Raw genomic sequence first — 24590 nt, forward strand, 5'->3', positions numbered from 1 at the left:
CCAGGGAGAAACACGATGGGCATCAAGGCATTTGCAGTGTGTGTAGTGGCCTGCCTGGGGTGGGTCGCGCAAGCGCAGGCAGCCACGGCGATCGGCTCGGGCGTGCTGCAGTTCACCGGCAGCATCGTCGAGTCTTCCTGCCGGGCAGAGGCAGGGGCCATGGGGGTACGGGTGGCGGATTGCCCTTCGACGGCGCAGCGTAGCCAGGTCGATGTCCAGCGCGCGGATCGCCAGGTCGAGCAGGTGCAGGCCATGCGGGCTGATGCGCGGGGTGAGTTGTATCGCCTGGTCGATATCAAGGGGCAACCGCTGGCCCAGGGCAATTACGTGGTGATCCTGACCGCGCCTTGATGATCAGCCTGGCACCGGCCATGCCGATGTTCGCCGGCAAGGCTGGCTTGCACAACGATCAGCTTGTGCCATAGCGGCGCTTTTTTTGCCGGTACATCTGGTCATCGGCATGGCTGAGCAGCGCGTCGGCATCGCCACCGTCCTCGGGATAACAGGCCACGCCAATGCTGCAGGTGGGCACGGCGATACCGTCGTAACCGGCGCCCAGCGGCTCGGCCATGGCCGCCAGGATCTGCGCCAGCGTCTCTGCCAGCGCACCCGCAGCGCTGGTGTCGGGCAGCAGCACGGTGAATTCGTCGCCGCCCATGCGCGCCACGGTATCGCGTGGCCCCACGCAGGCTTGCAGGCGCCCGGCGAGGGTGCACAGCACCCGGTCGCCCGCGGCATGGCCATGCATGTCGTTGATGGCCTTGAAGTCGTTGACGTCGAGAAACAGCAGCGCCAGCGGCCGCTGCTGGCGCTGCGCCTCAGCCAGCGCCGAGGCCAGCCGGGCATTGAACAGCGCGCGGTTGCACAGCTTGGTCAACGGGTCGTGGTGGGCGAGAAAACGCAGTTCCTCCTCGGCCTGGGTGAGCGCCGTGATGTTGCGCGCCACACCGATCCGCGCGCCGACCTCGTCCGACCAGAAGGCCGCCCAGAGGATATGCACGACGCCGCCATCCTTGCGCAGGTAGCGGTTGCGAAAATCGAAGTGGGCATGGCCGTTCATCACCCGGATGATCGAGGCGCGGGTCGCCTCGAGGTCGTCGGGGTGCATGTAGTGGGTGATCGGCGTGCCGATCAACTCGTCGGCGCGGTAGCCAAGCAAGGCCTCGCAGGCATTGCTGACGAACACGATGGTGTTGTCCCGGTCGACCACGAACACAGTGTCCAGCATCAGCTGGATCAACTTGGGGTAAAGCGTTTGCAGGTCTAGGGGCATAGGGCAGGAAGTCCGGCGCAGAGGGCGTGATCGCGAACGGCGGCGGGCGTCCTTGCCGGCTGGGTACAGGGCCGCAGGTAGCAAGATGCGGCGCGTGGCCAGCATACACAGAGGCGGACCCGTGGCACTAGGCTCTGTATGAAAAGTCTTGAGACGAAGGCCAGGCAAGGCGAAAACAGCCGAGCAAGCGCAGTGTACTGGCGTACATGAGCATTGCGAGGCGGTTTTCAACGCAGCATGAACGAGTATCAAGGCTTTTCGTACAGAGCCTCGCGGATGGCGTGAATTCAGCTTTCGGCGGGCAGGCCGGCTTCGGCGGCCAGGCGCTCGCGCTCGGCCTTGCAGATGTACTTGGGCTTTTTCGGGGCGAGCTTGGCGCTCGCCTTCTTGGCATGGGCTTTCAGCAGTTGGTTGATCTTCTTGCGGCGGTTCATGTGCGTCCTCTGCCCACGGTCATGTGCGGGCGGGGATTGTACATGGGCTCAACGGCGATAGTAGCGGTAGTCTTGCCGGTAGCGATGGTGCATGGCTCGCTCGTGGTGGCGTTCCCAGTAGCGCTGGCGCTCTAGCTCGCGCCGGTGCTGTTCGCGGCGCCATTGCTCGCGTCGCCACTGTTCGCGACGCCAGTCGTCACGGCGGTCGTGCCAGCGCTCGTCGTGGCGGTAGCGGTCGTCGTGGGCGAGCAAGGTGGTCGCGGGCTGGGCAGTCATCTCGGCAAGGTCCGGCCAGGGGCTGGCGGCGCGGGTGACGGCTGCGGGTTGCTGCAGGGGTATGGGCGGTGCTGCCGCTGCCGAACCCGCTGCCACGAGGGCGAACAGGCCGAAGAGCAGCGTGCGCGGGGAAAGGATGGTCATGAACAGGGGCAGCCTCTGCGGGACAGTGGGTCGATGGACGGATAAATAGACCGCGCCCGTGGGAAAAGTTCGAAGCCTGCCGCCTGGGCGCGGGCACGCCCGCCCCACGGCCGTTATTCATCCTGCTCCGCTCGCCAGCGCCTGTCGGGCTGGTCATCCAGCTGCAGTGGGGCTCAGGCGCTCGGTCCTGAGGTGCTGTCCATGGCGAGCCAGCGCGATGGTTCGCAAGGCGTGGGATCTTGCCGAATCGTCAGGGCTTGGGCAGGCGAGGCGAGGCGACTCTTGGCCGGACGCGTCAGGCCAGCAGGCCCAGCGCGGCCAGGGCTGCCAGGCCAAGGCCGATGGCAATCGAACAGCCGCCCAGCGACAGCGCCGCCCGGCCTTGGCGGTACCAGCCGTCGTGCCCCAGCTGCCGTGCCGGGGCCAACAGGCTGCGCCAGCGCAGTTCGGTGTCGTGGAAGGCGTGCAGGTGCTCGGGCTTGGCATCCAGCCAGCGGCGAAAATCGATACGCTCGCTGGCCGTCACCTGCGGGCTCTGCAGGCGCACGTACCAGTGCCCGGCGCTAGCGGCCAGGGCGTCGCCTGGCTGGCGGGTGGTCTGCAAGGCCTGGTTCATGTGGCGTTCGATGCTGACCAGTGGCAGGTCGAGGCGCGTGGCGATCTCGGCGAAACCCAGCTGATCGAGGCGGTTGAGCAGGAGCACTTGCTGGACCCGCCGTGGCAGGCGCTTGAGCGCATGCAACAAGGCGTCTTCGCCGTGCTGTTCGGCCGTGTGCGGATCATGCTCGAGGGGCAGCAGCAGACGGGTCATGGACAGCTCCTTGCTCATTGGGGAAGGGGTGGGGGCATCTTCCGTGATGCAGCATCAGCTTAGTCTTAACGAGATTGATTCTCAAGTGCTGATTCCGCAAAGATTTGTAATGAGCGTTCACGTGCTGACACACTTTTGCTATCATCGGCGCCATCAAACGATCTTCATTAGCCTGAAGAGCCAAAAAAAATGACCCGGCAAAAAGCCGGGTCAAAAACCGTGATTAGCCTGATGAGGAGATAATCTGAGCGTCCGACCTGAGGACGTTGCAGGTTATCCAGCGGGTCTCGCGACCTGCTGAGTGCAATAATAATCGTTATCATTTGCCAGTCAAATGTTTTTTCCGTGCACCGGTAAAAAAATCCTCCTGACGCCTTCCTCGTCCCCGGCAACTGGGGCTATCGCCGTTCGTCGGCTATCACGTTCTCCCTAGCGATTACCCGCCTTCTCCGTGGCGTGGCACTGCTCCAGCAGGGCCCGGGCCATGTTCATCATGTGCATCAACGCAAATACCACCTCCCGCGTGGTGCCCTGCAGGTGGCTGCCGGTTTCCTGCGCCGTGGCGGCCGCGCAGCGCAGCAGGGCCATGGCATGCTCGCTGGCCTGGGCGTTGCTGACGCCTTCGCGCAAGGTCCAGAGCGAACGCTCCAGGTCAGGCTTGCTGGGGGTGGGGTTGAGGTAATAGTCGAGGGCGCGGCGGGCGGCCTCTTCGTCGAGATCTGTGTCTTCTTTTTTCGAATCACTCATGACTGCACCTACGAAATCCGTTCCAGGACAATGGACAGTGATAGTAGGTCAAACTGTATTGTTAATGCGTGCTAAGATAATTCTGGATGTGTATTGATGCCGTTCATCCAGTCCGTATCGTTCTCAGCCATGGAAAACTGGATCGAATTTCTGTCGCGCTACCAGCGCGAGCACCACCTCAAGCAACACCAACTGGCCGAACGCCTGGGCATGACCCAAGGCGGTGTCGGCCATTGGCTGCGCGGCACGCGCAGGCCGACCCTGGCGACCGTCAACGAAAAACTGGAAAAGCTCGGCCTGGTGTACCTCGAGGCGCGGGTGATGGTGGTCGAGCGAGGCATGACCCGCGAGAGCAGGGGCGTCTATGCGGTCGACCCGCCGCAGCCGGTCAATGCCCTGCGCCACGCCAGTTTTCGCTTCCCGGTGTTGAAATGGGCCGACCTGCAAGGGGTGTTGCCCGAGGCCGGGGAAACCCAGGAATTGACCGGGTATATGCCGGCGGGCAATGCCTTCTGGCTGCCGGTGGAGAATGACGCGATGAATGCCGCCAGTGGCCGCAGCGTGCCGCAGGGCGTGCTGGTGCTGGTGGATGCGGGGATCGAGGCCGCGCCGGGGCGCCTGGTGGTGGCCCGCCAACCGGGCAAGCCGGCGGTGCTGCGCGAGTTGATCGAGGAAGGCGGGCAGCAGATGCTCAGGCCGCTCAATACCTTGTATCCGACGGTCCTATGCGAGGACGGGTGCGAGTTCCTCGGGGTGGTGGTGCGGATGCACGGGGTGCTCTAGGTTCGCGCGCAGGCCGTGTTGGGGCTGCGAGGTGCCAGGCGGGAGTCTTGCAGCGCTCTTGAGATCGAGCGCCGCGCGGGCGGCGCTCGATCGCATAGGCGAAACAACCCTTCCGGCGAACGCATCGCCGCCGTTACGCCTCCTCCAACTCGACCAGCACCGTCCCCTCGCTGACCATATCCCCCTCCTGACAGAACAGCGCCTTCACTGTCCCCGCATGGGGCGCCCGAATGCTGTGCTCCATCTTCATCGCCTCCAGCACCACCAGCGCGGTTCCGGCCTCGACGACCTGTCCCGGCTCGACCAGCACCCGCACGATACTGCCGTTCATCGGCGCGCCCAGGCCGCCCTGGTGGGCGTGGCTGGCCTCGGCGGCGGCAATCGGATCATGCACGCTGATGGCGTGCAGCTCGCCCTGCCAGCGCAGGTACAGCGTGCCGCCACGCTGTACCGCCAGGTGCCGTCGGCGCAGGCCATCGAGGTCATGGCACAGTTGCTCGCCTTCCAGCCGATACGTCGACGGCGCACTGCGCTCCAAGGCCACGGCCTGTTCATGGCCGTCGCAGTGCAGATGCAAGCTGCTGCGCGCCGGCAGGCCCAGGCGCAGGCCATCACGGGCGGCCCAGGGCGACACCCGGTCATCCTGGCGTTGTCGCGCGGGCTTGCTTTGCAACCAGGCCTCGGCGGCGGCTTCCCAGAACGGTGCCGGCAAGGGTTGCGGCGCAGGCAGCAAGACATCCTGATGGCGCGGGATGAACCCGGTGTCCAGCTCGGTGGCGGCAAACGCCGGGTGCGCGAGGATGCGGCGCAGGAAGGCGATATTGGTCTTCAAGCCGCCGATGGCGAACTCGTCGAGCATCGCCAGCAGGCGCAGGCGGGCCTGTTCGCGGTCCTCGCCCCAGGCGATCAGCTTGCCCAGCATCGGGTCGTAGAACGGCGAGATCACATCGCCCTCGGCGACACCGCTGTCCACCCGCCGCCCTTCGCCGGGTGCCGACTCGCGGTACAGCGCCAGGGTGCCGGTGGCCGGCAGGAATTCATTGGCCGGGTCCTCGGCGTACAGCCGCACCTCGATGGCATGGCCGAGCAGCGGCACCTGCGCCTGGGTGATCGGCAGCGTCTCGCCGCAGGCCACGCGGATCTGCCAGGCCACCAGGTCCAGCCCGGTGATCGCTTCGGTGACCGGGTGCTCCACCTGCAGGCGGGTGTTCATCTCCATGAAGAAGAACTCGCCACGGGCATCGAGCAGGAATTCCACCGTGCCGGCGCCGACATAGCCGATGGCCTGGGCGGCACGCACCGCCGCCTCGCCCATGGCCTGGCGCAGCTCAGGCGACAACCCCGGGGCCGGCGCCTCCTCGACCACCTTCTGGTGGCGGCGCTGGATCGAGCAGTCACGCTCGTTGAGGTACAGGCAGTGGCCGTGCTGGTCGGCGAACACCTGGATCTCCACATGGCGCGGCTTGAGCACGTATTTTTCCACCAGCATGCGCGCATCGCCGAACGACGACTGCGCCTCACGCTGGGCCGAGGCCAGGGCATCGGCCAGCTGGCTTTCCTCCTCGACCACCTTCATGCCCTTGCCGCCACCGCCGGCGCTGGCCTTGAGCAGCACCGGGTAGCCGATGCGCTCGGCGGCGGCGCGGAAGGTCTCCAGGTCCTGGGCCTGGCCGTGGTAGCCCGGCACCAGTGGCACGCCGGCGGCCTCCATCAGGGCCTTGGCCGCTGACTTGCTGCCCATGGCGTCGATGGCGCTGGCCGGTGGGCCGAGGAAGATCAGCCCGGCCTGTTCGATGGCGCGGGCGAAGCCTGCGTTCTCGGACAGGAAACCATAGCCTGGGTGGATGGCCTGGGCGCCGCTGGCCTTGGCGGCGGCGATCAGCTTGTCGATCACCAGGTAGCTGTCGGCCGCCTTGGTGCCGCCGAGGTCGACGCGGATATCGGCTTCGCGGCTGTGGCGGGCGTCGCGGTCGGTGGTGCTGTGCACGGCCACGGTGGTCAGGCCCATGGCCTTGGCGGTACGCATCACCCGGCAGGCGATTTCGCCGCGGTTGGCGACCAGCAGGGTGGTCAGGGTAGGGCGGCTCATGGGCGCGGTTCCTTGTTGTCTTGCCAGGCCGGGGGGCGTTTTTCCAGGAAGGCGCGCAGGCCCTCCTGGCCTTCGGCGCTGACACGGATGCGGGCGATGGTGTTCTCGCAGTAGCGACGCAGCGCCGGGCTCAGTTCGCCGTCGTCCACTTCGCGCAGCAGCTCCTTGGTGGCGCGCAGGGCCTGGGGGCTGTTGTGCAGCAGGTTGCTCACCCAGGCCTCGACCTGGGCGTCGAGCTCGGCGGCCGGGTACACCTCGGCCAGCAGGCCCAGCTCGCGGGCACGCACGCCGCTGAAACGCTCGGCACTGAGGGCGTAGCGACGCGCGGCGCGCTCGCCGATGGCCTTGACCACGAACGGGCTGATCACCGCGGGCGCCAGGCCGATGCGGACCTCGGACAGGCACAGCTGGGCGTCCTCGGTGCCGATGGCCATGTCGCAGCAACTGATCAGCCCCAGGGCGCCACCGAAGGCTGCGCCTTGCACCACGGCCAGGGTCGGTGCCTTGAGCCGGTGCAGGGCGTACATCAGCTCGCCGAGTTCATGGGCGTCGTCGAGGTTGGTGTTGAAGTCCAGTTGCGCCGACTGCTGCATCCAGGCCAGGTCCGCCCCGGCGCTGAAGTGCCGGCCACGGCCGCGCAGCAGCACGAAGCGCAGGCGCGTGTCCTCGGCCAGGCGGTCGAGGGCGACGATCAGCTCGCGGATCATCTGCGCGTTGAAGGCGTTGTTCTTGTCTTCGCGGCTGAGCCACAGGGTGGCGAAGCCGCGCGGGTCGTGTTCCAGTTCGATAGTCGCGAAGTCGCTCATGGGTCACATCCGGAAAATGCCGAAGCGGCTCTGTTCGATCGGGGCGTTCAACGCGGCGGACAAGGCCAGGCCGAGCACATCGCGGGTCTGCGCCGGGTCGATGACCCCGTCGTCCCACAGCCGGGCGCTGGAGTAGTAGGGGTGGCCCTGGCGCTCGTACTGGTCGAGGATCGGCTGCTTGAGTTGCTGTTCGTCTGCTGCGCTGAATACCTCGCCACTGCGCTCGCTCTGTTCGCGCTTGACCTGGGCCAGCACGCCGGCGGCTTGCTCGGCGCCCATCACGCCGATCCGCGCGTTGGGCCACATCCACAGGAAGCGCGGGTCGTAGGCGCGGCCGCACATACCATAGTTGCCGGCGCCGAAGCTGCCACCGATGATCACCGTGAACTTCGGCACCTGGGCGCAGGCCACGGCGGTGACCAGCTTGGCGCCATGCTTGGCGATGCCGCCTTCTTCGTACTTCTTGCCGACCATGAAGCCGGTGATGTTCTGCAAGAACAGCAACGGGATGCCGCGCTGGCAGGCCAGCTCGATGAAGTGCGCGCCTTTTTGCGCGGCCTCGGCGAAAAGGATGCCGTTGTTGGCCAGGATCGCCACCGGGTAGCCGTGCAGGTGGGCGAAGCCGCACACCAGGGTGGTGCCGAACAGCGCCTTGAACTCATCGAACCGCGAGCCGTCGACCAGCCGCGCGATCACCTCGCGCACATCGAACGGCTGCTTGGCATCGGCCGGCACCACGCCGTACAGCTCCTCGGCGTTGTACAGCGGCGCAATCGGCGCCTGGCACTGCAGCTTGCCCTGCTTGTGCCAGTTGAGGTTGGCGACGCTGCGCCGGGCAATGGCCAGGGCGTGCTCGTCGTTGTCGGCGTAGTGGTCGGCCACGCCGCTGGTGCGGCAGTGCACGTCGGCGCCGCCGAGCTCCTCGGCGCTGACCACTTCACCGGTGGCGGCCTTCACCAGCGGGGGGCCGGCGAGGAAGATGGTCGCCTGCTGGCGGACCATGATCGCCTCGTCGGCCATGGCCGGCACATAGGCGCCACCGGCGGTGCACGAGCCCATCACCACGGCGATCTGCGGGATGCCCAGGGCACTCATGTTGGCCTGGTTGAAGAAGATCCGCCCGAAGTGCTCGCGGTCGGGGAACACTTCGTCCTGGCGCGGCAGGTTGGCGCCGCCGGAGTCCACCAGGTAGATGCACGGCAGGCGGTTCTGCAGGGCGATGGTCTGCGCGCGCAGGTGTTTTTTTACCGTCAGCGGATAGTAGGAGCCGCCTTTGACCGTGGCGTCGTTGGCCACGATCATGCATTCCACGCCTTCGACGCGGCCGATGCCGGCGATCACGCCGGCTGCCGGCACGTCCTCGCCATAGACCTCATGGGCCGCCAGCTGGCCGATCTCGAGGAACGCCGAGCCGGCATCGAGCAGGCGGTCGATGCGTTCGCGCGGCAGCAGCTTGCCGCGCGAGGTGTGGCGCTGCTGGGCCTTGGGCCCGCCGCCCTGGGCGACGTGGGCGAGCAGCCCGCGCAGGTGGGTGACCTGTTCGAGCATGGCCGCGCTGTTGCCGGCGAATTCCGCCGAGCGCGGGTTGATCTGGGTGTGCAGGGTAGCCATGGACGCCAGTTCCTTGTGCTCAGCGGGTTTCGTTGAACAGTTCGCGACCGATCAGCATCCGGCGGATCTCGCTGGTGCCGGCGCCGATCTCGTACAGCTTGGCGTCGCGCAGCAGGCGCCCGGCCGGGAACTCGTTGATGTAGCCGTTGCCACCGAGGATCTGGATCGCCTCCAGGGCCATCTGCGTGGCGCGCTCGGCGGTGTAGAGGATCACCCCGGCGGCGTCCTTGCGGGTGGTCTCGCCACGGTCGCAGGCCTGGGCCACGGCGTACAGGTAGGCGCGGCTGGCGTTGAGCTGGGTGTACATGTCGGCGATCTTGCCCTGGATCAGCTGGAACTCGCCGATGCTCTGGCCGAATTGCTTGCGGTCGTGGATGTACGGCACCACCAGGTCCATGCAGCTCTGCATGATGCCGGTCGGCCCGCCCGAGAGCACCACGCGCTCGTAGTCCAGGCCGCTCATCAGCACGCGCACGCCGCCGTTGAGCTGGCCGAGGATGTTTTCTTGCGGCACTTCGACGTCGTCGAAGAACAGCTCGCAGGTGTTGGAGCCGCGCATGCCCAGCTTGTCGAACTTGTTGCTGCGGCTGAAGCCTTTCCAGTCACGCTCGACGATGAACGCGGTAATGCCGTGGGCGCCCTTGTCCAGGTCGGTCTTGGCGTAGATCACGTAGGTGTTGGCGTCGGGGCCGTTGGTGATCCAGGTCTTGCTGCCGTTGAGCACGTAGTGGTCGCCGCGCTTCTCGGCGCGCAGCTTCATCGATACCACGTCGGAGCCGGCGTTGGGTTCGCTCATGGCCAGGGCGCCGATGTGCTCGCCGCTGATCAGCTTGGGCAGGTACTTGAGCTTTTGCTCATGGCTGCCGTTGCGGTTGATCTGGTTGACGCACAGGTTGGAGTGGGCGCCGTAGGACAGGGCTACTGACGCCGAGCCGCGGCTGATCTCTTCCATCGACACCACGTGGGCCAGGTAGCCCAGGCCGGCGCCGCCGTATTCTTCCGGCACGGTGATGCCCAGTAGGCCCATGTCGCCGAACTTGCGCCACATGTCGGCGGGGAACAGGTTGTCCTGGTCGATCTGCGCGGCGCGCGGCGCCAGTTCGGCGGCGACGAAGGTGCGCACCTGGTCGCGGAGCATGTCGATGGTTTCGCCCAGGGCGAAGTTCAGGCTGGGGTAATGCATTGGGGGCACCTTGTTGTTCTTGAAATGTACGCGGTGGGCGCGGCGTTGTGGCAGCGGGCTTGCCCCGCGATGTCCGTCAGAGCGGCCAGCGCAATTGCCTGGTCCGGCCTCATCGCGGGGCAAGCCCGCTGCCACAACGCCGCCATGCCTGTGGTTGACGTTAACGTAAACCTGGCGTCCTGGAGTGTCAATCGCAACGTCACCTTTACGTAAACGTAAATATGAACCAGAGTATTCCCAGCCCGCTTCAGCCGTGCCCAGAACAACCACAAGAAGGGACACCCATGCCTCAACCAAGCTATACCCGCGGCCGCCAGGACCAACCGCTGCTGACCCAGACCATCGGTCAGGCCTTCGATGCCAGCGTCGCCCGCCATGCCCAGCGCGAGGCCCTGGTGGTGCGCCACCAGGGCCTGCGCTACAGCTGGCGTGAACTGGCCGTCGAGGTCGATACCCACGCCCGGGCCTTGCTGGCGCTAGGGGTCGCCGTTGGCGAGCGGGTCGGCATCTGGGCGCCCAACTGCGCCCAGTGGTGCATCCTGCAGGTGGCCACGGCCAAGGTTGGCGCGATCCTGGTCAACATCAACCCGGCCTACCGCGTCGGCGAGCTGGACTACGTGCTGCGCCAGTCCGGCTGCCGCTGGCTGGTGTGCGCCGATGCCTTCAAGGCCTGCGATTACCATGCGATGGTGCAGGAGCTGGTGCCGGAGCTGGCGACCGCGGCGCCTGGCGCACTGGCCAGCGAGCGCCTGCCCGAACTGCGCGGGGTGGTCAGCCTGGCCACCGAGCCGCCGCCAGGCTTCCTGCCCTGGGCCGCGCTGGCCGGGCGGGCAGGGGCGGTGAGCGCGACCGACTACGCGGCGCGCCAGGCCCAGCTGCAGTTCGACCAACCGGTGAACATCCAGTACACCTCCGGTACCACCGGTGCGCCCAAGGGCGCCACCCTCAGCCACTACAACATCCTCAACAACGGCTTCATGGTCGGCCAGAGCCTGGGCCTGAGCGAGCGCGAGCGCATGGTGATCCCGGTGCCGCTGTACCACTGCTTCGGCATGGTCATGGCCAACCTCGGCTGCATCACCCACGGCGCCACCATGATCTACCCCAACGATGCCTTCGACGCCGAGCTGACCCTGCGCGCGGTGGCCGAGGAGCGGGCCAGCATCCTGTATGGCGTGCCGACCATGTTCATCGCCATGCTCGACCATCCGCTGCGTGCCCAGCTCGACCTGTCGAGCCTGCGCAGCGGCATCATGGCCGGCGCCACCTGCCCGATCGAGGTCATGCGCAAGGTCATCGACCAGTTGCACATGGCCCAGGTGCAGATTGCCTACGGCATGACCGAAACCAGCCCGGTGTCGCTGCAGACCGGCCCGGACGACGAGCTGGAGCTGCGCGTGACCACGGTCGGCCGCACCCAGCCGCAACTGGAAACCAAGCTGGTGGATGCCGATGGCTGCATCGTCGCCCGAGGCGAGATTGGCGAGCTGTGCACCCGTGGCTACAGCGTGATGCTCGGCTACTGGGACAACCTGCAGGCCACCCATGACGCCATCGACCCGGCCGGCTGGATGCACAGCGGCGACCTGGCGGTGATGGACGACGACGGCTACGTGCGCATCGTCGGGCGCAACAAGGACATGATCATTCGCGGTGGCGAGAACATCTATCCGCGCGAGCTGGAAGAGTTCCTGCACACCCACCCGGCGGTGGCCGAGGCGCAGGTGGTGGGGGTTCCGTGCAGCAAGTATGGCGAGCAGGTGGTGGCCTGGATTCGCCTGCATCCAGGGCACAGCGCCAGTACCGAGGAGCTGCAGCAGTGGTGCAAGGCACGGCTGGCGCACTTCAAGACGCCGCGGCATTTCCGCTTTGTCGATGAGTTTCCGATGACCGTGACGGGCAAGGTGCAGAAGTTTCGCATGCGCGAGATCAGCATCGCGGAGCTGGCTGAGCCGGTAGCGCCCTGAAGACCGCGTCCACCAGTTCGGCGAAGGTGAAGTAGGTGGGGATCTGATAAGGAATGAGGATGCCGAAGGCATGCTCGATGATGGCTTGCAGCTCGACCACGTCGAAACTGTCCGCGCCCAGTTCGTCGAGGGCGATATCGGGCCGGATCCGGTGCGGGCTCTGCTCCAGGAAGCGGGCCAGGATTCGCAGTAGGCGGAGGGTAACATCGAGGCGCGAGCGCATGCCGGGGTGGCCGTTGGCGGGTGGAGTTTCTCTGTACGCCGGTTGGCTGCTAGCGGCTACTGGTAGAACTGCCAGGTGCGGTTGGCCTGGCTTTGTGCTTGGTGGGCGGTGATCTCGCCGGTGCCGAGTATCGCGTCGCCTGGTTCGCCAGCAAGGCTGGCGCCTACAAAGGTGCGCGGTGGCGCTGGCGAGCCGCGCCAGGGCTTGAATTGCAAGCCTTGTCTATTCTCAAGCTTTCACCGGCGGCGTCTCGCTCGGCGGGTCGCCCACGGTCGGCGGCACGCTCGGCTTGATCGGCAGTTCGTCCGGGTCTTCCTCCGGCACGGGCGGCGGCAGGCTCGGGTCGTCGATATTGGGATCGGGTGTTTCCGGTGGAATGGGAATGTTCATCGCCTGACCTCGCATGGGTGAATTGAGCAGGTGCTGCAGGCTCTGACCGCTGGCCGCTGCCGTTCGCTCAATTTTTTTGAACCCCATGCCTGTGCCCGGCTCTGAACCCTTACCGCCACAATCCCCACGGAGCGAGTGCGATGTCAGGTAACGAGCCGTTCGAAAGCGTGCCCATGGCCGGCGACCATCCGGACCAGGCCATCAGCCTGTCCCAGGCGCTGCTGGCGCCACGCATCGTGATCGAGGCGATCAGCCCGGTGCTCGACGGCGGCACCTTCGCCGCCAAGGCCGTGCGCGGCCATGCGCTCGAAGTGGGCGCCAAGGTGTACAGCGATGGCCATGACCGCCTGGCCGTGACCCTGCACTGGCGCCAGGCCCACAGCCGGCGCTGGCACTGCGTGGCCATGCACTCGCCGGGCAACGACCTGTGGCTGGCTGCGTTCACCCCCACCGAGCTGGGCCTGCACCTGTTCAGCATCGAGGCCTGGATCGACCCTTGGGCCACCTACTGCCATGACCTGGAGAAGAAATACGCCGCCGGCGTGGAGGTGAAGCTGGAGCTGGAGGAGGGGCGCTTGCTGCTGGGCAAGGGCATCGAACGCAGCGATGGCCTGTTGCGCGAGCAGCTTGAACAATTGCAGCAGCGCCTGCCGGGGCTGTCGGCGGACGATCAGGTGGCGCTGCTGCTGCACCGCGACGCCGCGCAGTTGATGGTCGAGGCCGAGCACCGCAGCTACCTGACCCGCAGCGCCGAACTGCCGCTGGACGTTGACCGCGAGGCGGCGCAGTTCGCCAGCTGGTACGAGCTGTTCCCGCGCTCGGTCACCGACGACCCCGAGCGCCACGGCACCTTTGACGACGTGCACCAGCGCCTGCCGATGATCCGCGACATGGGCTTCGACGTGCTGTACTTTCCGCCCATTCACCCCATCGGCATGCAGCACCGCAAGGGCCGCAACAACGCCCTCAAGGCTGAACCGGGCGACCCGGGCAGCCCCTATGCCATCGGCAGCGCCGAAGGCGGCCATGAGGCCATCCACCCGCAGTTGGGCACGCGCGAGGACTTCCGCCGGCTGGTCGCCGCCGCCGCCGAGCATGGCCTGGAAATCGCCCTGGACTTTGCCATCCAGTGCTCCCAGGACCACCCCTGGCTCAAGGAGCATCCCGGTTGGTTCAGCTGGCGCCCCGACGGCAGTATCCGCTACGCCGAGAACCCGCCGAAGAAGTACCAGGACATCGTCAATGTCGACTTCTACGCCCCCGAGGCGGTGCCGAGCCTGTGGCTGGCGCTGCGCGACGTGGTGCTCGGCTGGGTCGAGCAAGGGGTCAAGACCTTCCGCGTCGACAACCCGCACACCAAGCCGCTGCCGTTCTGGCAATGGCTGATCGCCAATGTGCGCAGCCGCCACCCCGAGGTGATCTTCCTCGCCGAGGCCTTCACCCGCCCGGCGATGATGGCGCGCCTGGGCAAGGTCGGTTATGCGCAGAGCTACACCTACTTCACCTGGCGCAACAGCAAGCAGGAGCTGCGCGACTACTTCGAGGAGCTAAACCTGCCACCCTGGAGCCAGTGCTACCGGCCGAACTTCTTCGTCAACACGCCGGACATCAACCCGTATTTCCTGCAGACCTCCGGCCGCCCGGGCTTTCTCATTCGCGCGGCGTTGGCGACCATGGGTTCGGGGCTGTGGGGCATGTATTCGGGCTTCGAGCTGTGCGAGGGCACGCCGCTGCCGGGCAAGGAGGAGTACCTGGATTCGGAGAAATACCAGATCCGCCCGCGCGACTTCACCGCACCCGGCAATATCGTCGCCGAGATCGCCCAGCTCAATCGCATCCGCCGCCAGAACCGCGCCTTGCACAGCCACCTGGGGGTGGTGTTCCTCAACTGCTGGAACGACCAGATCCTGTACTTCGCCAAGCGCACGCCCGGGCGCGACAACGTCATCCTGGTGGCCATCAGCCTCGATCCGTACAACGCCCAGGAGGCCAGCTTCGAGTTGCCGCTGTGGGAGCTGGGGCTGGACGACAACGCCGATACCCAGGGCGAGGATTTGATGAACGGCCACCGCTGGACCTGGCACGGCAAGACCCAATGGATGCGCATCGAGCCCTGGCACCAGCCGTTCGGCATCTGGCGCATCGAAAAGCTGCGCTGACCCCTGTAGGAGCGGCCTTGTGTCGCGAAAGGGCTGCGCAGCAGCCCCAGCAATCCGCGGTATCTCCAAGACCCTGGGGCCGCTTCGCAGCCCTATCGCGACACAAGGCCGCTCCTACAGGGGCGTGCCGAACCGGAAAATGAAAGGAGTCGCACATGGCCAAGCGTTCCCGCCCGGCAGCCTTCATCGACGACCCGCTGTGGTACAAGGACGCAGTGATCTACCAACTGCACGTGAAATCGTTCTTCGATGCCAACAACGACGGTATCGGCGATTTCGCAGGCCTGATCGGCAAGCTCGACTACATCGCCGAACTGGGCGTCAACACCCTCTGGCTGTTGCCGTTCTACCCCTCGCCGCGGCGTGACGACGGCTACGACATCGGCGAATACAAGGCCGTGCACCCGGACTACGGCAGCATGGCCGATGCCCGGCGCTTCATTGCCGAGGCCCACAAGCGCGGCCTGCGGGTGATTACCGAGCTGGTCATCAACCACACCTCCGACCAGCACCCCTGGTTCCAGCGCGCTCGCCACGCCAAGCGCGGCAGCAAGGCGCGGGAGTTCTACGTGTGGTCGGACGACGAGCAGAAATACGACGGCACGCGGATCATCTTCCTCGACACCGAGAAATCCAACTGGACCTGGGACCCGGTGGCCGGCCAGTACTTCTGGCACCGCTTCTACTCGCACCAGCCGGACCTGAATTTCGACAACCCGCAGGTGCTCAAGGCGGTGATCGGGGTGATGCGTTTCTGGCTCGACCTGGGTGTCGATGGCCTGCGCCTGGACGCCATCCCCTACCTGATCGAGCGCGACGGCACCAACAACGAGAACCTGCCCGAGACCCACGAGGTGCTCAAGGCGATCCGCGCCGAGATCGATGCCAACTACCCCGACCGCATGCTGCTGGCCGAGGCCAACCAGTGGCCGGAAGACACCCGGCCGTACTTTGGCGAGGGCGACGGCGACGAATGCCACATGGCCTTCCATTTCCCGCTGATGCCGCGCATGTACATGGCCCTGGCCATGGAGGATCGGTTCCCGATCACCGATATCCTGCGCCAGACCCCGGAGATCCCGGCCAACTGCCAATGGGCGATCTTCCTGCGCAACCACGATGAGCTGACCCTGGAAATGGTCACCGACCGTGAGCGCGACTACCTGTGGAACTACTACGCCGAGGACCGCCGTGCGCGCATCAACCTAGGGATTCGCCGGCGCCTGGCGCCGCTGCTGCAGCGCGACCGGCGGCGCATCGAGCTGCTCACCAGCCTGCTGCTGTCGATGCCTGGCACGCCGACCCTGTACTACGGCGACGAGCTGGGCATGGGCGACAACATCTACCTGGGTGACCGCGACGGCGTGCGCACGCCGATGCAGTGGTCGCCGGACCGCAACGGTGGTTTCTCCCGTGCCGACCCCCAGCGCCTGGTGCTGCCGCCGATCATGGACCCGCTGTACGGTTACCAGACCGTCAACGTCGAGGCCCAGGCCCACGACCCGCACTCGCTGCTCAACTGGAACCGCCGCCTGCTGGCGGTGCGCAAGCAGCAGAAGGCCTTTGGCCGTGGCAGCTTGAAGATGCTCACCCCCAGCAACCGACGCATCCTGGCCTACCTTCGCGAGTACACCGACCCGCACGGCAACAGCGAAGTGGTGCTGTGCGTGGCCAACGTCTCGCGCGCCGCCCAGGCCGCCGAGCTTGACCTCTCGCAGTACGCGGAGCGGGTGCCGGTGGAAATGCTCGGCGGCAGCGCCTTCCCGCCGATCGGCCAGTTGCCGTTCTTGCTGACCTTGCCGCCGTATGGCTTCTACTGGTTCCTGCTGGCCTCCCACGACCGCATGCCCAGCTGGCACCTGCAGCCAGCCGAGGGCTTGCCCGAGTTGACCACCCTGGTGCTGCGCAAGCGCATGGAGGAGCTGCTCGAGGCGCCGTCACGCGACACCTTGCAAGGCGCAATCCTGCCGCAGTACCTGCCCAAGCGGCGCTGGTTCGCCGGCAAGGAAGGGCCGATCGACCAGGTGCGCCTGCGCTATGGCGTGCGTTTCGGCACCGCGGCCTTGCCGGCGTTGCTCAGCGAGATCGAGGTGCACAGCGACGGCGTCAGCAGCCTTTACCAACTGCCGTTCGGCCTGCTGCCCGAAGAGCAGATCAACGCCGCGCTGCCCCAGCAACTGGCGCTGTCGCGGGTGCGCCGCGGCCGCCAGGTCGGCCTGATCACCGATGCCTTCGTCCTGGAGCCTTTCGTTCGCGCGGTGCTGCGCGGCTGCCAGGACGGCCTGCGCCTGCCCTGTGGCGAGGCTATGGGCGAGCTGCGCTTCGAATGCACCGACCAGCTCGCGGCGCTGGCGCTGGATGACGACAGCGAAGTGCGCTACCTCAGCGCCGAGCAGTCCAACAGCTCGGTGGTGGTCGCCGGCAGCCTGGTGCTCAAGCTGATCCGCCGGGTCAACCCAGGGGTGCACCCGGAGCTGGAGATGAGCGCCTACCTGAGCGCCGCCGGCTTCGCCAACATTTCGCCGCTGCTGGCCTGGGTCAGCCGCGTCGACCCCGCTGACCAGGCGCACCTGCTGATGATTGCCCAGGGTTACCTGAGCAACCAGGGCGATGCCTGGGACTGGACGCAGAACACCCTGGAGCGGGCGATCCGTGATGAGATGGAGCCGGGCAGCGTCGAGCCCGAAGCACACACCGACGCCCTGGCCGAGCTCAGCGGTTTCGCCGCCTTGCTCGGCCAGCGCCTGGGCGAGATGCACCTGCTGCTGGCCGCGCCCAGCGCCAACCAAGCCTTCGCGCCACGACCGAGCGACGCCGCCGACAGTGAACGCTGGAGCGCGCAGATCGGCGCCGAGCTGGCCCATGCCCTCGACCTGCTGGCCCAGCACCGCGACACGCTGGACAGCGACAGCCAGGCCTTGGTCGATGACCTGCAGCAACAGCGCAAGGGCCTGCAACAGCACCTCGACGAACTCGCCCGCCAGGCCCAGGGCGGCTTGCTGATGCGCGTGCATGGCGACCTGCACCTGGGCCAGGTGCTGGTGGTGCAGGGCGACGCCTACCTGATCGACTTCGAGGGCGAGCCGGCGCGGCCGCTGGACGAGCGCCGGGCCAAGCACAGCCCGTACAAGGACGTCAGCGGCGTGCTGCGTTCGTTCGACTATGCTGCTGCGATGATCCTGCGCAGCGCCTCGGCGGTGGACCTGTCCGAGGCGGCGCGCCAGGCCCGCCAGCGGGTTGCCCGGCAGTACCTGCACCAGTCGCGCCACGCCTTCGTCGAAGCCTACGGGCTGGCCACCGCCGCCATGCCCCATGCCTGGCAGCAGGCCGAGGGCGAGCGCGCGGCGCTGGAGCTGTTCTGCCTGGAGAAGGCCGCCTACGAGATCACCTACGAAGCCGAGAACCGGCCCAGCTGGCTGGCCGTGCCTTTGCATGGCTTGCATGGGCTGATCAGTGCCTGGGGTGAAGCGTGAGCCTGAAAGACCCTGGGGCTGCAACGCAGCCCCAGGGCTATCGATGAAAACCTGGAAAGGGGCAGTGAGATGAATGCAACCACGCGTGACACCGGCGGCCTTCGGCAACGGGACCTCGATGCCCTGGCCCGCGCCGAGCACGCCGATCCGTTCGCAGTGCTCGGCCCGCACCCCGATGGTGCGGGCGGCCAGACTATCCGCGCCTTCCTGCCCAACGCCCTGAACGTGCGGGTGCTGGCGCGGGACGACGCACGCATCCTCGCCGAGATGCAGCAGGCCAGCCTGCCCGGGCTGTTCACCGCGCAGTTGGCCCAGGCCCAGCCGTACCAGCTGCAGATCGACTGGGCCGGCGGCCAGCAGGTCACCGAGGACCCCTACAGCTTCGGCCCGCAACTGGGCGACATGGACATGTACCTGTTCGCCGAGGGCAACCATCGCGACCTGTCTGGGCGTTTCGGCGCGCAGCCCAGCGAGGTCGATGGCGTCGCCGGCGTGTGCTTCTCGGTCTGGGCGCCCAACGCCCGGCGCGTGTCGGTGGTTGGTGACTTCAACAACTGGGACGGCCGCCGTCACCCGATGCGCCTGCGCCACAGTGCCGGGGTCTGGGAGCTGTTCGTGCCGCGCCTGGGCGTGGGCGAGCCCTACAAGTTCGAGGTGCTCGGCCACGACGGCGTACTGCCGCTCAAGGCCGACCCGCTGGCCCGCGCCACCGAGCTGCCGCCAAGCACCGCGTCGAAGGTGGCCGGGCCGCTGGCCCACGCCTGGCGCGACCAGCCGTGGATGGAGCAGCGGGCCCAGCGCCATGCCTACAGTGCGCCGCTGTCGATCTACGAACTGCACGCCGGCTCCTGGCGCTGCGAGCTGGACGATGCCGGCGAGGTGGCGCGCTACTACAACTGGCGCGAGCTGGCCGAACGCCTGGTGCCCTACGTGCAGGCGCTGGGCTTCACCCATATCGAGCTGCTGCCGATCATGGAGCATCCGTTCGGCGGCTCCTGGGGCTACCAGCCACTGTCGCTGTTCGCACCCACTTCACGCTACGGCAGCGCCGAGGACTTCGCCTATTTCATCGACGCCTGCCACCAGGGCGGCATCGGCGTGATCCTCGACTGGGTGCCAGCGCATTTTCCCTCCGACGAGCACGGCCTGGCGCGGTTCGACGGCACCGCGCTGTACGAGTACGACAACCCGCTGGAAGGCTTCCACCAGGACTGGAACACCCTGATCTACAACCTAGGCCGCAACGAAGTGCGCGGTTTCATGCTGGCCTCGGCGCTGCACTGGCTCAAGCATTTCCACATCGATGGCCTGCGCGTCGATGCGGTGGCCTCGATGCTCTACCGTGACTACTCGCGCAAGGCCGGCGAATGGGTGCCCAACCGCCATGGCGGGCGCGAGAACCTCGAGGCCATCGATTTCATCCGCCACCTCAACAGCGTCGCCGCCCATGAGGCGCCGGGCGCGCTGATCATCGCCGAGGAGTCCACCGCCTGGCCCGGGGTCAGCCAGCCGGTGCAGCAGGGCGGGCTGGGCTTTGCCTACAAGTGGAACATGGGCTGGATGCACGACACCCTGCACTACATCCAGAACGATCCGGTCCACCGCACCTACCACCACAACGAGATGAGCTTCGGCCTGATCTATGCCTACTCCGAGCATTTCATCCTGCCGATCTCCCACGACGAGGTGGTGCACGGCAAGCATTCGCTGATCGACAAGATGCCCGGCGACCGCTGGCAGAAATTCGCCAACCTGCGCGCCTACCTGACGTTCATGTGGATGCACCCGGGCAAGAAGCTGCTGTTCATGGGCTGCGAGTTCGGCCAGTGGCGCGAATGGAACCACGACCAGCAACTGGACTGGTACCTGCTGCAGTATTCCGAGCACCAGGGGGTGCAGAAGCTGGTGGCCGATCTCAACCGCCTGTACCGCGAACTGCCGGCGTTGCACGAGCAGGACTGCCAGCCCCAGGGCTTCCAGTGGCTGATCGGCGACGATGCCGCCAACAGCGTGTATGCCTGGTTGCGCTGGAGCAGCCAGGGCGAGCCGTTGCTGGTGGTGGCCAACTTCACCCCGGTGCCGCGCGAAGGGTATCGCATCGGCGTGCCGTTCGGCGCGCAGTGGCAGGAGCTGCTCAACAGCGACGCCGAGCTGTATGCCGGGTCGAACGTCGGCAACCTCGGGGCGGTGGTCGCCGATGAGATCGCCAGCCATGGCCAGCCATTGTCAGTGGCGCTGAACCTGCCGCCGTTGGGGGTGTTGGTGATGAAGCCGGCATGAGGCACTTCGCCGGCAAACCGACGCCTACGTGATACGCGTAGGCGTTGGTCTTTATCGTGTAGCGCATGAGGTGCTATGAGGACGGCGCATCAAGCTCGCTGCCGACGTACGCTGACCTCCAATGCAATTGTGCCATTGCAGACAACATCTTTGTTGTAGAAGTTTGCGTTTTGAGTAATGCCATTTCGCACCTCGGCGAAAGATTGCTGTTTTAGTCCGGGTTCGAACTTGATTTTCTTGAGGGTGACGGTAACTTTGTAATTTTCGGTGTGGGTGGTCCTTGTCTGCTTCAGCTCGACGTCTTCAGCTTTGTTTTCCAGTTCGGAGTCAGCTAGTTCTTTAAGTAAGGAGTTGTAGATCTCATTGGCGAGATTGTAGGGCGCTTCGCTACGATAATCGCCAGCGGGCGAGTAGTCTTTAAGTTCTTGGTATGCTAAATGTTGTTCGAGTGACTCAACTAATGATTGAGGCGTTACTTTGGTTGCTGATGATGCCTGGGCATTCCAGTCTGTGTGCCGGTCGAGACCGCCGAATTTAGCATAAACATAATTCTTAAGGAATTGTTTTAGTGGCGTTGGGAGAGGGAGTAAAGAGGCAAAGTCAACCTTACTCTCTTGTGCTTCGGCTTTTGAGCATTGGTCAAAAAAATTCTTCAACGCCGAAGTTTGTGTGTGTGAGGGGTATGCTAACAGCAGCATGAGGCTGTCATCAGCAGATGCCGAAAATTTAACGAAGGATGGGGGGTACTTAAGTGGCGTGTTGGTGTCCTTTGAATCGTCGCTGTCAAATTGTTCGCGCCCATAAAAATGTTCGTGCGAATAAATTGGTTCGGGGTAGTAAATTTCTTCGAGATTATAAGTTGATTCGGTGGTGCCATGGTTCTCAAGCGATAAATAAGGGAAGACTGCTGCCCGATAGTAGCTTAGGAAGTGTGAGATTATTTCCGAGATTGGGCTGCTGGTTAAAAAGGATCCGTCTTTTTCCAGCTCGGCTTTCAGAACATGGCCTGGGTGAGGATAGGGGGTGATTGACCTGATTTTTTTATAGTGGTGTTGCCGTTCCCCCTCATCAGCGTATCTCGAGAATAAGATGTTTTTGATCTCTTCGAAGAGGGTGACTTCAGGTGCTTGTGCGTCGGTGGTCATGATGCGTTCCTTTGCAGTTTTAGTAGGTCCCTAGAGAGGGCCTTCTGTAAGGTGGCATGTCATGGAAAGCCTCACAACTGGCATATTTACTAGGTCCAGACCGCCGTGAACGAGCTCAAATACGTTTGCTATGAAACATGAGTTCTAGATAGCGGATGCTGTTAAGGAGGGTCTGCCTGACGCTGAATTTGCCGCCGTTGGGCGTTCTGGTCATGAAGCCGGTGTGATCGGTCCTTCTGTTGTAGGCGCGGCCTCATGTCGCGCCTATCGGGGAGCTGGTCGTCAGCGCTACCAGCGCATCCGCACGCCCAGGCTGCCAATCAGCCCATTCAGGTCATTGTCATCCACATCGGAGCTGTAATCGGCGCTGACGAACAGCGCCACATTCGGCGTGACCCGCGCCACCAGGCCCAGGCCGAGGTCCACCGAGGTCGAGCGGCGCGAGCTGGAGATCTTGTCCACCTGGTCGAGCTTCACGCTGTCGGCGTTGCTGAAGTCGTACCAGACGTTGGTGCGCACATAGGGCTCGATGGGCATGCCCTTGACCTCGTAGCGCGCCGACAGCTTGGCGCCGACCCGGCCGCTCCAGCTCGGCTGGCTGTCGAATGCCTGCAAGGTCGCCTCCTGCATCTGGCTGCCGGGGAAGAACTGCTGGTTGATCAACTGCGCCTGGGGCTCGATCACCCAGCCGCCGCCCAGGCCGATGGGGAAGCCGCCCTCCACCGAGAAGGTCATCGCATGGCCACTGTCGTCGACCCGCTGGCCGGCCTGGGAGCGGCCGTTGACGTCGATACGCGTGCCCATGGCCACGGCGTCGAGGTGCCAGCCCTGCTCATGGGTCATGCTCCAGTACACGCCCAGGCTCTCGCCACTGAGGTTGACTGCGTTGCGCTGCTTGTCGCCGAGCAGCGGGCGCATGCCGTTGAAGCTGCTTTGCAGGTTGTTGTGGCCAAAGAAGATCCCCGCCCGGTGCACATTGCCTGCGCTGGTTTCGCGCACGAACAAGTCCGGACCGATCATCAACTGCTGGCTGGGCGCCTCCAGCTGGGCTGGCGCCTGGGCGCCTGGGCGCGGCGCGCCGGGGAAGAACTGCGCCCATTGGCTGCTGATCAGGTCGGCGGCCAAAGGCCCGTGGCGTTCGCCCATGTGCTGGGAAAACGCGCTGAGCATGCCCTGGTTGAGGCCGCCGACACTCAGCGGCTCGAGGGACAGGCGCGGCACCTCGGGGGGTTGCAGGATAGCGGCGAAAGGCGCGTCCTCCTGCAGGTCGAAAGCCAAGGTTTCCACCGGGGTTGCCAGGAGCAGCGACGTGGAAACCGCACAGAAAATGGCTTCGAAGCGCAGGGGGTTCGAGGGGCATTTCATGGCGGATCTCCTGTTGTTGTGGGTTGTACAGCACGTTGAACAGCCGAGGTGCTGGCCTGATGTCACGAGCTGTACGACAAGAACAGGGGGCGACCCAAACCATCGCGCCAGCCCCTGGGAGCACGCACTAAGGCGCGCGCTAGAGGCCCGGCACGAGTATTTACGACTGGTGATTACTGTTCAGCTAAGGAGAGGTAGGCGCTTGCGTCAAGAAAGCGTGAAAGGTTCGATAAAGTCGTGTTGAGATCTTCAACTATATGATTTTTATGTATTTTTGATGTTACATAGCAGCAATGGCGATTGCCCGTCGCGCAGCTATGAAAAATCGTTGCTAGAGCCGCACTTCCACCGCCAGCGGCAGGTGATCGGACAGGTGCGTCCAGGGCTTGTGGCCGAGGATCCTCGGCGCGTGGCTGTCGGCGTTGCGCAGGTAGATGCGGTCCAGGCGCAGCAGCGGCAGGCGCGCCGGGTAGGTACGGGCGAGCAGGCCGTGATGGCGCTCGAAGGCCTCGTGCAGGTCGCGCTGCAGGCCCAGGGTGCGGTTGCCGCGCAGCTGCCAGTCGTTGAAGTCGCCGGCGATGATCACCGGGGCGTCGGCGGGCAGGGCGTCGAGCAGTCGGCGCAGCAGTTGCAGTTGTTGCTGGCGGTGGCTTTCGAGCAGCGACAGGTGCACGCAGATGGCATGCACCTGGCGTTGCCCCGGCACATCCAGCACGCAGTGCAGCAGGCCGCGGCGCTCGGGGCCGGTGATCGAGACGTCGAGGTTGCGGTGTTCGAGGATCGGGTACTTCGACAGCAGGGCGTTGCCATGGTGGCCGTCGGGGTAGACCGCGTTGCGCCCGTAGGCGAAGTCGCTCCACATGCTGTCGGCGAGAAACTCGTACTGCGAGGTCTGCGGCCAGCCGGGGTAGCGGGCGGCGTGGCGGTCGTGGCTGCCGAGCACTTCCTGGAGGAACACGATGTCGGCCTGGGTGCTGCGCACCGCCTCGCGCAGTTCCGGCAGGATGAAGCGCCGGTTGAACGCGGTGAAGCCCTTGTGGGTGTTGACCGTCAGCACCTTGACCCGGTGCACGGCAGGGGCTTGGTCGACACTGGCGAAACCTGGGCTGCTCACGTTGGCTCCTGTAGGTCGGTCATGGGCAATCTCTGCAGGAGCCAGCTTGCTGGCGAAGCAGGCGACGCGGTGGATGGCACCGGCTTTGCCGGTGTTCGCCGGCAAGGCCGGCTCCTACGCCAATTACGGCCTGCAACACCCGTAGGAGCCAGCCTTGCTGGCGAAGCAGGCGACGCGGTGGATGGCACCGGCTTTGCCGGTGTTCGCCGGCAAGGCCGGCTCCTACGCCAATTACGGCCTGCAACACCCGTAGGAGCCAGCTTGCTGGCGAAGCAGGCGACGCGGTGGATGGCACCGGCTTTGCCGGTGTTCGCCGG

21 protein-coding genes are annotated in these 24590 nt (G+C 65.5%); 6 read left to right on the top strand and 15 right to left on the bottom strand.

Annotation, left to right across the window (positions count from 1 at the left end; translation table 11 throughout):
• Nucleotides 1-15: 15 nt before the first annotated feature.
• On the top strand, nt 16-351 hold the full coding sequence (locus KSS95_RS11950) for a hypothetical protein (protein WP_217853832.1): 336 nt from the start codon (nt 16-18) through the stop codon (nt 349-351).
• Nucleotides 352-409: 58 nt separating this feature from the next.
• Here the strand turns inward: KSS95_RS11950 and KSS95_RS11955 are convergent, their stop codons facing one another.
• The 5 genes from KSS95_RS11955 to KSS95_RS11975 all read right to left on the bottom strand — a co-directional run bounded on the left by KSS95_RS11955 (nt 410) and on the right by KSS95_RS11975 (nt 3685).
• Nucleotides 410-1273: a sensor domain-containing diguanylate cyclase gene (locus KSS95_RS11955; RefSeq protein WP_217853833.1), complete on the bottom strand. Its 864-nt coding sequence runs from the start codon at nt 1271-1273 to the stop codon at nt 410-412.
• 287 nt (nt 1274-1560) lie between these two features.
• Nucleotides 1561-1707 (bottom strand): DUF2986 domain-containing protein, encoded by a 147-nt coding sequence (locus KSS95_RS11960; protein ID WP_217853834.1) that lies wholly within the window; start codon nt 1705-1707, stop codon nt 1561-1563.
• A 48-nt stretch (nt 1708-1755) separates the two neighbouring features.
• Entirely contained in the window at nt 1756-2127 is a 372-nt protein-coding gene (locus KSS95_RS11965; protein ID WP_217853835.1) for a hypothetical protein, read from the bottom strand.
• Between the two features lie 295 nt (nt 2128-2422).
• On the bottom strand, nt 2423-2938 hold the full coding sequence (locus KSS95_RS11970) for a DUF4880 domain-containing protein (protein ID WP_217853836.1): 516 nt from the start codon (nt 2936-2938) through the stop codon (nt 2423-2425).
• Between the two features lie 429 nt (nt 2939-3367).
• Nucleotides 3368-3685: a DUF6124 family protein gene (locus tag KSS95_RS11975; protein ID WP_217853837.1), complete on the bottom strand. Its 318-nt coding sequence runs from the start codon at nt 3683-3685 to the stop codon at nt 3368-3370.
• Between the two features lie 129 nt (nt 3686-3814).
• On the opposite strand from KSS95_RS11975, the gene KSS95_RS11980 reads away from it, so the two are divergent.
• A complete protein-coding gene (locus tag KSS95_RS11980; protein WP_217853970.1) occupies nt 3815-4468 on the top strand; it encodes a LexA family protein in 654 nt (217 codons plus the stop codon).
• A 133-nt stretch (nt 4469-4601) separates the two neighbouring features.
• Here KSS95_RS11980 and KSS95_RS11985 read toward each other — a convergent pair whose 3' ends face one another.
• From KSS95_RS11985 to KSS95_RS12000, 4 genes are read right to left on the bottom strand one after another with little or no spacing between them, the layout of a single operon-like run.
• Complete coding sequence (locus KSS95_RS11985; protein WP_217853838.1) at nt 4602-6557, bottom strand: acetyl/propionyl/methylcrotonyl-CoA carboxylase subunit alpha; 1956 nt, start codon at nt 6555-6557, stop codon at nt 4602-4604.
• Nucleotides 6554-7363, bottom strand: coding sequence for a gamma-carboxygeranoyl-CoA hydratase (locus KSS95_RS11990; RefSeq protein WP_217853839.1), 810 nt, complete (start codon nt 7361-7363; stop codon nt 6554-6556). Before KSS95_RS11990 ends, KSS95_RS11985 begins: the two co-directional genes overlap by 4 nt.
• Before the next feature lie 3 nt (nt 7364-7366).
• Nucleotides 7367-8974 carry a carboxyl transferase domain-containing protein gene (locus KSS95_RS11995; protein ID WP_217853840.1) on the bottom strand — a complete coding sequence of 536 codons (1608 nt, stop codon included), beginning with the start codon at nt 8972-8974 and terminating at the stop codon, nt 7367-7369.
• A 19-nt stretch (nt 8975-8993) separates the two neighbouring features.
• On the bottom strand, nt 8994-10157 hold the full coding sequence (locus KSS95_RS12000; protein ID WP_217853841.1) for an isovaleryl-CoA dehydrogenase: 1164 nt from the start codon (nt 10155-10157) through the stop codon (nt 8994-8996).
• A 284-nt stretch (nt 10158-10441) separates the two neighbouring features.
• On the opposite strand from KSS95_RS12000, the gene KSS95_RS12005 reads away from it, so the two are divergent.
• The gene (locus KSS95_RS12005; RefSeq protein WP_217853842.1) at nt 10442-12124 is read left to right on the top strand and encodes an AMP-binding protein; all 1683 of its coding nucleotides are present in this window, start codon (nt 10442-10444) and stop codon (nt 12122-12124) included.
• Here KSS95_RS12005 and KSS95_RS12010 read toward each other — a convergent pair.
• Genes KSS95_RS12010 through KSS95_RS12020 form a run of 3 tightly spaced genes read right to left on the bottom strand, consistent with a single transcriptional unit; the run spans nt 12087 to nt 12737 of the window.
• On the bottom strand, nt 12087-12347 hold the full coding sequence (locus KSS95_RS12010) for an acyl carrier protein (RefSeq protein WP_217853843.1): 261 nt from the start codon (nt 12345-12347) through the stop codon (nt 12087-12089). The two genes, KSS95_RS12005 and KSS95_RS12010, sit on opposite strands and share 38 nt — an antisense overlap.
• Nucleotides 12348-12403: 56 nt before the next feature.
• On the bottom strand, nt 12404-12562 hold the full coding sequence (locus KSS95_RS12015; RefSeq protein ID WP_217853844.1) for a hypothetical protein: 159 nt from the start codon (nt 12560-12562) through the stop codon (nt 12404-12406).
• A 13-nt stretch (nt 12563-12575) separates the two neighbouring features.
• The gene (locus KSS95_RS12020) at nt 12576-12737 is read right to left on the bottom strand and encodes a hypothetical protein (protein ID WP_217853845.1); all 162 of its coding nucleotides are present in this window, start codon (nt 12735-12737) and stop codon (nt 12576-12578) included.
• Nucleotides 12738-12877: 140 nt separating this feature from the next.
• On the opposite strand from KSS95_RS12020, the gene KSS95_RS12025 reads away from it, so the two are divergent.
• The 3 genes from KSS95_RS12025 (at nt 12878) to glgB (ending at nt 20649) form a co-directional block, all read left to right on the top strand.
• The gene (locus KSS95_RS12025) at nt 12878-14896 is read left to right on the top strand and encodes an alpha-1,4-glucan--maltose-1-phosphate maltosyltransferase (RefSeq protein WP_217853846.1); all 2019 of its coding nucleotides are present in this window, start codon (nt 12878-12880) and stop codon (nt 14894-14896) included.
• Between the two features lie 155 nt (nt 14897-15051).
• Entirely contained in the window at nt 15052-18369 is a 3318-nt protein-coding gene (gene treS, locus KSS95_RS12030; RefSeq protein ID WP_217853847.1) for a maltose alpha-D-glucosyltransferase, read from the top strand.
• Between the two features lie 69 nt (nt 18370-18438).
• On the top strand, nt 18439-20649 hold the full coding sequence (glgB, locus tag KSS95_RS12035; RefSeq protein WP_217853848.1) for a 1,4-alpha-glucan branching protein GlgB: 2211 nt from the start codon (nt 18439-18441) through the stop codon (nt 20647-20649).
• Between the two features lie 89 nt (nt 20650-20738).
• Here glgB and KSS95_RS12040 read toward each other — a convergent pair whose 3' ends face one another.
• The 3 genes from KSS95_RS12040 to KSS95_RS12050 all read right to left on the bottom strand — a co-directional run bounded on the left by KSS95_RS12040 (nt 20739) and on the right by KSS95_RS12050 (nt 24273).
• Nucleotides 20739-21794 (bottom strand): hypothetical protein, encoded by a 1056-nt coding sequence (locus KSS95_RS12040; protein ID WP_217853849.1) that lies wholly within the window; start codon nt 21792-21794, stop codon nt 20739-20741.
• Between the two features lie 288 nt (nt 21795-22082).
• Nucleotides 22083-23159 carry an autotransporter domain-containing protein gene (locus KSS95_RS12045; protein ID WP_217853850.1) on the bottom strand — a complete coding sequence of 359 codons (1077 nt, stop codon included), beginning with the start codon at nt 23157-23159 and terminating at the stop codon, nt 22083-22085.
• Nucleotides 23160-23490: 331 nt separating this feature from the next.
• Nucleotides 23491-24273 carry an endonuclease/exonuclease/phosphatase family protein gene (locus KSS95_RS12050; protein WP_217853851.1) on the bottom strand — a complete coding sequence of 261 codons (783 nt, stop codon included), beginning with the start codon at nt 24271-24273 and terminating at the stop codon, nt 23491-23493.
• Nucleotides 24274-24590: the final 317 nt, after the last annotated feature.

The sequence above is a fragment of the Pseudomonas muyukensis genome, assembly GCF_019139535.1.
Taxonomy (GTDB): Bacteria; Pseudomonadota; Gammaproteobacteria; order Pseudomonadales; family Pseudomonadaceae; genus Aquipseudomonas; species Aquipseudomonas muyukensis.

Bases quoted from the DNA above. Each gene is read 5' to 3' on its own strand.
- KSS95_RS11950 (WP_217853832.1), top strand. From the start codon at position 16: ATGGGCATCAAGGCATTTGCAGTGTGTGTAGTGGCCTGCCTGGGGTGG.
- KSS95_RS11955 (WP_217853833.1), bottom strand. From the start codon at position 1,273: ATGCCCCTAGACCTGCAAACGCTTTACCCCAAGTTGATCCAGCTGATG.
- KSS95_RS11960 (WP_217853834.1), bottom strand. From the start codon at position 1,707: ATGAACCGCCGCAAGAAGATCAACCAACTGCTGAAAGCCCATGCCAAG.
- KSS95_RS11965 (WP_217853835.1), bottom strand. From the start codon at position 2,127: ATGACCATCCTTTCCCCGCGCACGCTGCTCTTCGGCCTGTTCGCCCTC.
- KSS95_RS11970 (WP_217853836.1), bottom strand. From the start codon at position 2,938: ATGACCCGTCTGCTGCTGCCCCTCGAGCATGATCCGCACACGGCCGAA.
- KSS95_RS11975 (WP_217853837.1), bottom strand. From the start codon at position 3,685: ATGAGTGATTCGAAAAAAGAAGACACAGATCTCGACGAAGAGGCCGCC.
- KSS95_RS11980 (WP_217853970.1), top strand. From the start codon at position 3,815: ATGGAAAACTGGATCGAATTTCTGTCGCGCTACCAGCGCGAGCACCAC.
- KSS95_RS11985 (WP_217853838.1), bottom strand. From the start codon at position 6,557: ATGAGCCGCCCTACCCTGACCACCCTGCTGGTCGCCAACCGCGGCGAA.
- KSS95_RS11990 (WP_217853839.1), bottom strand. From the start codon at position 7,363: ATGAGCGACTTCGCGACTATCGAACTGGAACACGACCCGCGCGGCTTC.
- KSS95_RS11995 (WP_217853840.1), bottom strand. From the start codon at position 8,974: ATGGCTACCCTGCACACCCAGATCAACCCGCGCTCGGCGGAATTCGCC.
- KSS95_RS12000 (WP_217853841.1), bottom strand. From the start codon at position 10,157: ATGCATTACCCCAGCCTGAACTTCGCCCTGGGCGAAACCATCGACATG.
- KSS95_RS12005 (WP_217853842.1), top strand. From the start codon at position 10,442: ATGCCTCAACCAAGCTATACCCGCGGCCGCCAGGACCAACCGCTGCTG.
- KSS95_RS12010 (WP_217853843.1), bottom strand. From the start codon at position 12,347: ATGCGCTCGCGCCTCGATGTTACCCTCCGCCTACTGCGAATCCTGGCC.
- KSS95_RS12020 (WP_217853845.1), bottom strand. From the start codon at position 12,737: ATGAACATTCCCATTCCACCGGAAACACCCGATCCCAATATCGACGAC.
- KSS95_RS12025 (WP_217853846.1), top strand. From the start codon at position 12,878: ATGTCAGGTAACGAGCCGTTCGAAAGCGTGCCCATGGCCGGCGACCAT.
- treS (WP_217853847.1), top strand. From the start codon at position 15,052: ATGGCCAAGCGTTCCCGCCCGGCAGCCTTCATCGACGACCCGCTGTGG.
- glgB (WP_217853848.1), top strand. From the start codon at position 18,439: ATGAATGCAACCACGCGTGACACCGGCGGCCTTCGGCAACGGGACCTC.
- KSS95_RS12040 (WP_217853849.1), bottom strand. From the start codon at position 21,794: ATGACCACCGACGCACAAGCACCTGAAGTCACCCTCTTCGAAGAGATC.
- KSS95_RS12045 (WP_217853850.1), bottom strand. From the start codon at position 23,159: ATGAAATGCCCCTCGAACCCCCTGCGCTTCGAAGCCATTTTCTGTGCG.